Source organism: Pseudarthrobacter sp. Hb11 (assembly GCF_059383655.1).
Genome location: NZ_JBWZCM010000015.1, coordinates 80106 through 88344, shown reverse-complemented (window position 1 = coordinate 88344; position 8239 = coordinate 80106). Strand labels below are relative to the sequence as shown.

The 8239-nt window shown below is 61.8% G+C and carries 5 protein-coding genes and 3 pseudogenes; 4 read left to right on the top strand and 4 right to left on the bottom strand.

From position 1 onward, the window contains the following. Positions 1-105: 105 nt before the first annotated feature. Together AC50X7_RS16800 and AC50X7_RS16795 are read right to left on the bottom strand one after the other, a co-directional pair. Positions 106-1088 (bottom strand): annotated as a pseudogene (locus tag AC50X7_RS16800) (nucleoside hydrolase). 25 nt (positions 1089-1113) lie between these two features. Then, positions 1114-1455 (bottom strand): annotated as a pseudogene (locus AC50X7_RS16795) (MFS transporter); the annotation flags it as partial. Here AC50X7_RS16795 and AC50X7_RS16790 point away from each other — a divergent pair. The 4 genes and pseudogenes from AC50X7_RS16790 (at position 1376) to AC50X7_RS16775 (ending at position 3622) form a co-directional block, all read left to right on the top strand. Beyond that, positions 1376-1561, top strand: coding sequence for a DUF6416 domain-containing protein (locus AC50X7_RS16790; RefSeq protein WP_494980057.1), 186 nt, complete (start codon positions 1376-1378; stop codon positions 1559-1561). The pseudogene AC50X7_RS16795 and the gene AC50X7_RS16790 overlap by 80 nt on opposite strands. A 132-nt stretch (positions 1562-1693) precedes the next feature. After that, positions 1694-1921, top strand: a pseudogene (locus AC50X7_RS16785) (transposase); the annotation flags it as partial. A gap of 26 nt (positions 1922-1947) precedes the next feature. Then, positions 1948-2187: a hypothetical protein gene (locus AC50X7_RS16780; RefSeq protein WP_494980056.1), complete on the top strand. Its 240-nt coding sequence runs from the start codon at positions 1948-1950 to the stop codon at positions 2185-2187. A gap of 166 nt (positions 2188-2353) precedes the next feature. Further along, positions 2354-3622: a hypothetical protein gene (locus tag AC50X7_RS16775; RefSeq protein WP_494980055.1), complete on the top strand. Its 1269-nt coding sequence runs from the start codon at positions 2354-2356 to the stop codon at positions 3620-3622. 134 nt (positions 3623-3756) lie between these two features. Here AC50X7_RS16775 and AC50X7_RS16770 read toward each other — a convergent pair whose 3' ends face one another. Together AC50X7_RS16770 and AC50X7_RS16765 are read right to left on the bottom strand one after the other, a co-directional pair. After that, positions 3757-4494, bottom strand: a complete 738-nt coding sequence (locus tag AC50X7_RS16770; protein WP_494980054.1) for a hypothetical protein — start codon at positions 4492-4494, stop codon at positions 3757-3759. A 673-nt stretch (positions 4495-5167) separates the two neighbouring features. Then, entirely contained in the window at positions 5168-8224 is a 3057-nt protein-coding gene (locus tag AC50X7_RS16765) for a DUF3320 domain-containing protein (RefSeq protein WP_494980053.1), read from the bottom strand. Between the last annotated feature and the right edge of the window lie 15 nt (positions 8225-8239).

The window sequence follows — 8239 nt, the reverse complement described above, 5'->3', positions numbered from 1 at the left end:
CTTGGTTTATGAACTAAAGAAAGAAGAGTAGGAAAAAGGAAAACGGGGGGAAGACCCCTCCCCGGTTTTTTCGTCCCGCCGTTTCTCTGTCCGGGGCTCGAAAGGCTAACCCGACGGTACAAGCTCGCCCACCGGCTGTAGTGTCAGCAGCGTCTCCACCAGGTGCGGCACGAAGTCCTCCTCGAGCGAAAGCACCACCCGGCACCGCGCCCCCGCCACCGGAGGGTAGCCCGCGTACAGCCCCCGGAGGTCGCAGATGGTCTGCCCGCGGCCCGGGCCGTTGGTCGACGGCGGCCCGCACCAGGGGCGCAACAGCGGCCTTAACAGCCCCAACAGCGAGCGCCGCCGCCAGCGGATTGTGCATCGCGGAGCAGGGCCGGCCGTAAATGTCCTCGTAGAACCGGAAGTAGTAGCCCAGCATCTCCCCCAGCGCCCGCGGCACCCGCGACGAAGACGCCAGCAGCACCTGCCGGTGCGTCTCCTCCAGGACAGAGCTCATGGTCACGTCCAGCGGCACCAGGGTAACGTCCCAGTCGGCGGCCAGCACCAGTGCGGCAGCCTCGGGGTCGTTGAAGATGTTGGCCTCAGCCACCGGGGTGATGTTCCCGGGAGCCAGGGCCGCCCCGCTCATCACCGTCACCGTCTCCACCAACGACGGCAGGGACGGCTCCAACCGGAGTGCCTCGGCGATGTTAGTCAGCGGCCCGATGGCCCAGCACCTTCAACGAACCAGGGTACGCACGGACGAGCCGCACCAGCATCTCCGCCGCGCTCTCCCCCACAACGGAAGCAACCGACGTCGTCAGCGTTACCTCCCCGATCCCGTTCTCGCCGTGCACCCATGGCGCCCCGCCGCCGAAGGAGCCGGCAAGGGGGTCATGCGCACCAAGGGCCACCGGCACATCTGCGGATCCGGCAAGGGCCAGCAGATCCAGGGTGTTCCGGGCGCCGGCGGCGGCACTGACATTGCCGCTGACGGTTCCGATGCCCTTCACGCAGGCAAAAGGAGAGGCCAGCAGGTAGGCCAGGGCGAGGGCGTCGTCGATGCCGGTGTCGCAGTCCAGATAGAACGGGGAGGGCGTGGTCATGGTAGTTCTCCTACAGTAATAGGGGTTAGACGGTCTCGCCCTTGGGGGTGGCGACGAAGAGGCTGACGATGAACGCGGCGGCGGTAATGGCCGCCGAGATTCACAGGGCGGTGGCGTACCCGGCGGCGGTGGCCTGTGCGGCGAACGGGGCCACGAGGAAGACGCCGAGGCTTGCGCCGATGCCGAAGGAGGCACCGTTGATGCCGGGCAGGGCGGCCGGGGCTTCCTTCGGTGAGAGGAGCACCGAGAGCCCGTTGATGGCGGTGAGGAAGAAGCCGTTGTAGAAGATGCCCAGGGCCGCGACGGCGATCAGCACTGCCGCCTGGTTGTCGGAGAAGGTGGCGGCGGCGATGGCGCAGGCCAGGCTGCCCCAGCATTGGAAGGACGGCGAGGTTGGTGCTCCGTCCGTTTACTGGATGGACGCTGACGTCGCAGCGCTGTTTGCAGCAGTGCGGTCTGACTTCGACGGCTGAGGCTGGCTAATCACACTGTTGCCTCTCCGATATTACTTAAGTCGGCAAGACTACACGGCTCAATCGCCTGTACTCGGCAATCGGCAGCGTGGAGCGCGAAGGAGGTCTCGAACTTTAGATCTCCCCTCGCGCGAGGTGGCCGCACTTGGCCGGACCATAAAGGGGCTCGCCGCCGACACCCTGGCCCATTTGGACCGGCCGGCACCTCCAACGGACCCGAGGAGAGCATCAACGTCCGCATCGAACACTCCGCGGCTCGGCTCTGGGCTTCCGCAATCCAACATCGCCAGATCAATGTTTGAAACCAGCGAATTCAAGCCCAGGCCACACCCCAGTACAAAAGCCGCTAATCTCGGTTGACGATTTACTGACCTTACGGAGAAAACATGCCTGGAAAACTGGACAAGGCGGCCGCCTTGCTGAAGAACGGCGGGGCCAAGGCCAAAGCCAATGGCGCCAAGCTGCACTCGCTCGCCGCGGATCCAGAAATGCAGGCAAAAGTAAGAAAAATAGCGGGCGAAGGTGTGCGGGTATACAGGGCAGTTACGAGTCCAGAAGCCAAGCAAGCATACCGACAGGCAGCGCAAATTCTTGACAAGGCCCGGAGGAAAAGTCCCCGACTCTAGCGGGGCAGGCGCCCTGCTTGGCATGAGAGGAAGCATGGGCGCAGCAGAAGTTTATCTAACTAGAGATTCGGGCAGGGCGCCTCCCCCACACTTACCCTCAGACTCTTTGGGCGCCGCGTAGGACTTCCAAACGTTCTGCTGAGCCACCATGTGACAGAATGCCGATGTGATCGAATCATCTAAGGAAATCGGAATCCATGTCTCCGGAGGCGCAGCCGTCGTCGCAGGAGACCCCGATCTAATCGGCGCCCTCCTCGCCCGCTTGGACGTAGACCTAACGCAGATACAGTTGGCCGGCAAGGGAACTCTAGACCTAGTCGCTCAAGCCTCCGGGCTCGGGGCGGTCTTGACCTCGATGGACGGAAGCTGGGTGCAACTCACCCCCGAGTCGCACCAACGACTCCTCGAGTTGGCGGAATTCAATCTTCCTCAGAACGGCGTGTTCAGCGGCGTGCTCCGCGGAACGAAGGGTCAAATTGATTCTTTTGCGCAGTTCACGACCGGCGGAATGAATCCTCTTGTTATGTCCAATCTGGCGACCCTGACTGCGACGATGGCACTTCGCAGCGCTGTCGCGCAGCTTGAGGAACTCGCCCAGGTCATGGACGTGAAATTGGATCGCCTTCTTGACGACAATAGGGCCCGGGCCCTAGGCGATGTCCAAGGCCTCACTCAGGTACTCCTTCGCGCATTCGAGCTATACGAGGAGACCGGCAAGATCACTGACACTGCGTGGTCTCAAGTCGCAGGCCATGCGACGGCACTTGCACAAGCCAGTTCGCATGCTTTGGCACAGATCGAGCTTCTGACACAATCCCTAGATGTTCGTTCTCTTACCGAAAAGGCCAACGCTGCTGAGGCCATCGCGAGCAAAGAACTGCGTTCGTGGCTCGTGATTCTGGCCGCGTGCCAGGCAAACCAGCAGCGCCTCGAGACGCTTGAGCTGGTGCATTTGCGTCAACGTGATCCAGAAGCGGTCGAGGCACATGCCTCGGCAATCCAAGGATCCGTTGCCAGACGGGAGGAAGCAGCGGCGCGCCACTTGCAGTCGTTGCAGGATGCGTTGACAACCGCCGCCAACGTCAGCGATTTTAATCGTGTTCGAAGCCCCCAGAAGAGTCGTTCGCTTCTGGACTCCGCTGAGATCGCCGTCCGCCTGGTAGGTCTGTTCGCGCAAATATACGGGTTGGAAGGGCTGCTTGAAGGAAAGGTTGAACGCGAGACGTGGCGCAAGTCGCTCTCCGATTTCGCCAAGACATCAACAACAGCTGTTTCGTCCGTCGCCAAGGCAGTCCCCGTTGGGATCGCAAAGGTGGGCGGTGATGTGGTGATCCGTGCAGCGAGTCAAATCGAAGCGAAGCGGTCGCCAAGGGATGATACGCCCGAACTTTCTGACAATAACTCGGAAGAGAGCACTGCAGAGAGCTCCCTCTGAGGGGGCTCGCACTGCATTTGCCTGAGTGAAGGCATGGCGGGGCGCTGGCCCTGTCGGATTGGGTCCGAACCTAGCATTCGCACTGAATCTGTCCTTGCCTTACAGCGCCCCTGACCCTGGAACAACTGCTCTGTCTACGGAACCCCAGCCGCTGATTCCGCCGCTGCCAACGACTGGGAAAACTTGTCCACCGCGAGCTTATAACCAACCAGATTACCCGTGGTCCTCTCGTGGTCAGCGGCGCGCATGGCCCTAACCATGGCCGCGGTCGTCGGGAGGGAAGTGTCGGCCATCGCGGGGTAATCGAACTGCAGCTGCGGGTCCACTTCGTAGGTGAGCCACCGCCGTTTGAGCAAATCGTGTCGGGCGGCGGCTTTCCCGTATTCCTTCACGTCCGCCAAGGAAAGATGCGCCAGCACCGCAGCGTCCGTGTTCGTAGCAAGGGACGCTGTCCTGGCTGCCTCCCGCTGGCGGCCAAGAGCTTCTTCAGTCCCAAGTGCCAAAGGGGTGACACCCTTCTGAACGAACTCGACGTTGAACTGGTAGGCCCGGATGTCCGCCGGCGTCATCAAGTCCAAATCACCGGGAGATTTCCTGGCCAGATCCCTGAAGCCGTACGGGCTCGCCACGCTGCTCCGCGGAACCGGGTAGAAATACTTTCCGCCGACAAAACCGCCAACGGCTGCAAGCCAGAACAGCCAGTCAGGCGAATCCACCGACACTGCCCCGAAGGTTGCACCGAGCGTGGACACTATCTGGCCACGGGTCAGCAGGATCTTAGTGCGGCCGAGCCGGTAGACACGGCGGGGACGGTCCAGTTGCTTCTCATGGAAGGCCTTGATCCTGACAGCCCAATCACTGGCGATGTTCACCAGTCACGCTCCTTAATCATGATGACGGCGAGAGCCATCGACGCGGCCACCGGTAGCACGCTGTTGCTCGGCTTGGCCGCGCTCAACCCGGACACCGGTGTAGGACATGACCGGTACGGCCCCCCGCCCCAAAGATACCTTCCGTCGCGGCGGACCCTAACACCCCGGACTTGAGTTACGGACGACGACGCCGGCCAGGGTGCATGACGCCCTTTATAGTGATAGGCGCTGGGAACTGCTCTCAAGACGTGCAAAGACTAAATTCAGCACTTAAACGGACCAAGGAGTTCCCTCCCGGGCAACAAATAGGAATACCTGATGATGTCTACACTGCCCAAGAAACGCTCCTAGATTCGCCGTTGTAGCCTGCAGCCCCTCACTTACAGCCCATCGCTGGGCTCTTGGTCAACTTCGTGTTCCACTAGCCAACAGATGGCACCGTCTTCTTCTAAGAAAGAATATGTCTGCGAATGATCCAGACTCGCCAACGCGTAGTCGATGTTCATGTCCGCGCTTGCCATGAATAACAACGCTTGCTGCCACCTGAGGTCAGCCCCGACTACCTCGTCGGTTCCGGTCGCTGACCACGCTCCGCGTCTAGTAATTTCATAGCGCTTCAACTTGTCTCCTGTGTTGTGCGGGCATCTTGCTATAGGGCCAAGTGCTAAGGACCTTAACCAGCCAGCTGCACAAAGGCACCTCGAAGCTCAAGCCGCTCACTGTCGACGCCATACTGCAAGCCTTGGTTTAGGCGGGATGTCACACCTGCCGTCAAACGCTTGCTCCCGAAGGTCCTGATGGTTTCCCGGTGGAGCTCGTCCACTGCGATGCCACCAGAAAGCCGCACAATGTCGACCATCGCGTTCCGGATTTCGACCACGCTGATGTGCTCAGGCTTCCTCGTGACGTCAGCGCTGTTGGGGCGGAACTGCTCCCACATCTTCCGGTCAACCGACGCGTCCCAGATGAATCCGTCGGCATCGCAGTAGTGCAGTGATTCGTCCAAAACATCAAGTACGGAATTCGCCCTTTGCGAGTTCACCTTGTTGAGGTCAAAAGCGGCGCAAACGAGCTTGGCGAGCCGCTCCTGGTGGACAGGCCCTTCTACGGCGACCACATCCTGGATGGCTTCGCGCACGGCTGTCACTGAGCGGCGTGAGTGAAGCGTGTCCAGTACTTCAAGGCCCCCGAAGCGCCGGACAGTCCACGGCTCATAACTGGACCGGGCGGATGCGGTAACAAGCGTGGCTGGCCTAGGGTTCGCTTGAACGGCCTCCAGGAGGGTTCCCTGGCCAGGCGGCGAAGTGTCCTTGCCGGCGACCAGAACGAACGCCTGCTCAGGTCTGGCCGCCTCTGCCGCACGTCGTCCGGAGCGCGTCACCGCAGGAGTTCCGCCAGCAAGCGCATCCTGAGTTTCTGAAGCAGGAGCTGCCGCTTCGTACGCTTCCTCCAGCGCAGCTTCTAGCTTGTCCAGCACTTCGTCCCGGTCGGCCAGCCAGGCCGGCAGCCAGACCCGCTGCACCGACGGCCAGCGCATCATACGGGTAAGAACATCACCGGGAAGCCCGTCCCGGTCCCCTGCCGTCCGGCGGGCAGCCCAGGCGGGGCTGTCCAGAAGCACGGCCATTAGCGGGCGGTTGGGGTTGTCGGGAACGGCAACGCTGATATCGACTTTGAAGTCGGACAGCCCTACGTCTGTTGCAATGACAAAGCCCCGGTCCCGGAGCGCATCGGCAATCTCCTCCCGATGAAGGTCCACACCGATGGTCCGGCGGCCGTCATAAGGCAGCGCTGCGGTTCCTTGCTCGGCCAGGTCCAGGTAGGAGCGCAAGTGTTTGATTCCGACCGAGTTGGTGTCCTCAGAACGCAGATCTCCCGGGCTGAAGCTGGAGAACACCACCACCTGCCGCCGGGCACGCGTCACCGCTACGTTGAGCCTTCTCTCGCCACCGCCTCGGTTCAGCGGACCGAAGTTCAGGGGAAGGTAGCCCTTGTCGTTCTTGCTGAACCCGGTGGAGAACAGAATCACGTCCCGTTCGTCACCCTGTACGTTTTCAAGGTTCTTCACAAAGAGGCCCTCGGGGTCCTCGTCCAGCGCCTTGATAATTCTGGCGTCATCCGTATCGCGCAACAGGCCTTCGATCAGTGCCCGCTGCTGCAGGTTGAAGGTCACTACACCCACGGATGGTGACCCTGAAGAGTCCGAGTCGAAACGCCGGCGCACCTCGTCCACAACAGCAGCTGCCTCAACGGGGTTGGTTCGCAGCAATTTGGAAGGCCCGGAACGGTGGAACTGTCCGTTCACCCGGACGAAGTTAACACCATGGCCGTGGATCCCCGCGTCCGCAGCTCCGTGGGCAGGGCCCGGGAAGGAGGAGAGCTTGCTGTCGTAGTACTGCTGGTTACTGAACGCGATGAGTGACTCGTCCTGACTGCGGTAGTGCCACGAAAGCCATTGCCTGGGTACGCGTGCCTCTACGCATTCGGAAAGGATGGACTCCATGTCCTCCACTGCCGTGACGTCGTTCTCGACGTCGTCGGAGGAGTCTCCGGACGATTCCGCAAAGGACGTGGGGGGCATCTGCTTGCTGTCTCCCACCACCACCACTGAGGACCCCCGGCCCATGGCACCGACGGCGTCGGCAACGCGGATCTGCGAGGCCTCATCGAACACCACAATGTCGAAGAGGTCTGCCGTCGCAGGAAAGAATCTGGCGACGGAGTCGGGACTGACCAGCGTGCACGGCATGATGTGTGTGATGAGGTCCGCGTAGTTCTCCATGAGCTTGCGGACTGTCATGCCGCCTCGCTGGCGCGTCAGCTGGCGTTGCAGCTCCCCCATGCGGCCAGAAGTCGACGACGACGAGACTTGGCGCTGATTGACGACGCCGGCGGCAAGGTTGCGTTTCAGAAGGTCCCGGACAGCTGCTGCACGGGTAGTGAACCGTTCAATGGTGCGTTCATGCGCGTGGGGATCAAAGTCCTGGAGTCCCGTAGCAAGGCGGCGCTCCTCGAGGGAGCTCTCGGCGAGCCCCCGCTCGAAGGCCGATGCGGCGTCGTCAGCATCAAGAAGTCCGTCGAGGATTGTTGTCCGTACCCCGTGCAGTCCCATAGACTGCAGCGGTTCGACATGCTGCAGCAGCTCCAGCCAGCGGTGCAACGGCGCGGAACCGGTGGGATCGAGACGGCGGGCCGCTCGGGTCTCTTGCCAGACCTGCAAAAGGCCTGCGTTCCCGGTCCAGGCTGTCAGTTCCTGCTGGGAGACCACCTGGATTTTCGTCAGGGACTCCCATGCCAGGGCGAGCTCGTGCAGCCAACCGACCACGTTCTCGTGCACTGGGGGCCCATCGGCCAGGAATGCCCGAAGCGCCACTTGGAATGAAGGAGCCGCACTTCCGTTATTTGGCACCACTGCCTCGGCGGCCCAGCGAAGCCACCCGAGGCGGTGGTTTAACGCCGCCTGCCCGGCCTCGGTGAGCGGGTTCCATGATTGAGGCACCGCGACCCCCGGCACTGCCTGTGCCTCGCTTTGGAGGGCTTGGATTTGCTGCTGCGCGGCAACCAGATTCTCCAGCAGCGGCACCAGTTCCTTGTGTTTGATCTCAGCGCCCGCTCGCACAACGGGGTCCAGTTCAACCCCAACTGCCAGAATTCGCTTTTTGCGTCCAAAAAATCCCGTTGCCGCGGCCTGTCGCGCCCGTACCAGGATGTCCTGGAGGGGCAAGTCCATAGCTTCGGGCCCAAC